This is a genomic window from Allokutzneria sp. NRRL B-24872 (assembly GCF_002155965.1).
In the GTDB taxonomy this organism is placed as follows: domain Bacteria; phylum Actinomycetota; class Actinomycetes; order Mycobacteriales; family Pseudonocardiaceae; genus Allokutzneria.
In genome coordinates this window covers 1-1,292 of the sequence record NZ_MUMH01000224.1, presented here as the reverse complement: position 1 = coordinate 1,292, position 1,292 = coordinate 1, and the positions used below count along the sequence as shown (strand labels likewise).

General features: G+C 72.4%; 2 pseudogenes. One reads left to right on the top strand and one right to left on the bottom strand.

The window, feature by feature from the left end:
* Positions 1 to 530, top strand: a pseudogene (locus tag CCN37_RS41825) (DNA polymerase III subunit delta'); the annotation flags it as partial.
* A 3-nt stretch (positions 531 to 533) separates the two neighbouring features.
* On the opposite strand, the pseudogene CCN37_RS36265 reads toward CCN37_RS41825, so the two are convergent.
* Positions 534 to 1,116 (bottom strand): annotated as a pseudogene (locus tag CCN37_RS36265) (SDR family oxidoreductase).
* Positions 1,117 to 1,292: the final 176 nt, after the last annotated feature.

Sequence of the window (1,292 nt, the reverse complement as noted above, 5' to 3'; positions counted from 1 at the left end):
GGAGGACATGGCGAGCTGGGCGGCTTCGGTCAGCGCCGGGCACATCGGGCGCGCGCACCGGCTCGCGACGGACCCCGAGGCGCGGACGCGACGCGAGGCCGTGCTGAGCATCCCGCTCGGCCTGCGCAGGCTCGGCGACGTCTTCACCAAGGCCGATGACCTGGTGAAGTCCGCTGAGGCCGAGGCGAGCGCGCTCAGCGAGACCAGGGACGAGGCGGAGAAGGACGCGCTGAAGACCGCGATGGGCTCCGGCGGCACGGGACGCGGTGTCGCGGCGGCCGAGCGCGGGGCCAAGGCGGCGTTGCGGGACCTGGAGAAGCGGCAGAAGTCGCGGGCGACGCGGACCCAGCGGGACGCGCTGGACCTGGCACTGATCGACCTCGCCGGGTTCTACCGCGACGTGCTGACCGCGGCCGTNNTCCGCGCTCCGGCGGCTCGAAGCGGTGATCCACTGCCGGGAAGCGTTGGGGCAGAACGTGAAACCCCGGATCGCGATCGAGGCCATGCTGACGTCCCTGCACCGGGGTTGATCTTCAGCGGCCGAGCCAGCCGCCGTCGACGACGAGGGTGTGCCCGTTGACGTAGTCCGACGCCGAGGACGCCAGGAACACCGCGGCGCCGACGACGTCGTGCGGCTCGCCCCAGCGACCAGCCGGGATGCGGGAGCGGATCGCGGGTTCGCGCACGGGGTCCAGCAGCAGGGGAGCGGTGTTGTTCGTGCGGATGTAGCCGGGGGCGATGGCGTTGACCTGGACGCCGCGCTCGGCCCACTCGTTGGACAGCGCCTTGGTCAGCCCGGCCAGCGCGTGCTTGCTCGCCGTGTAGCCCGAGACCAGGATGCCGCCCTGGAAGCTCAACAGCGACGCGATGTTGATGATCTTGCCGCTGCCCCGCGCCAGCATCGGTCCGCCGACGGCCTGGGCCAGCGCGAACGCCGAGTCCAGGTTCACCGACAGCACCCGCCGCCNNGCCGACCGCGCGCGGCTCGCTCAGGTCGAGCACCAGCCGGGTCGTGTCCGCGCCGGTCGCCCTGACCTCGGACTCCACCTCGTCCAGGTCGTCGGTCCGGCCGAGCAGGACCACGTCCGCCCCGGCCGCGCCGAGCCCGATCGCCACGGCCCTGCCGATGCCGGTGCGGGCGCCGGTCACCAGGGCGGTCCGGCCGCGCAGCGAGAACAGCTCAGCAACGTCCACTGTGGACTCCCACTGGGGATTTCACCAGTGTGAAAGGAAAGCTGGCTCGGCCGTGCCGTACCGCCATGCGCTACCTCCGCCTCAAGCTCGGTTCCGCC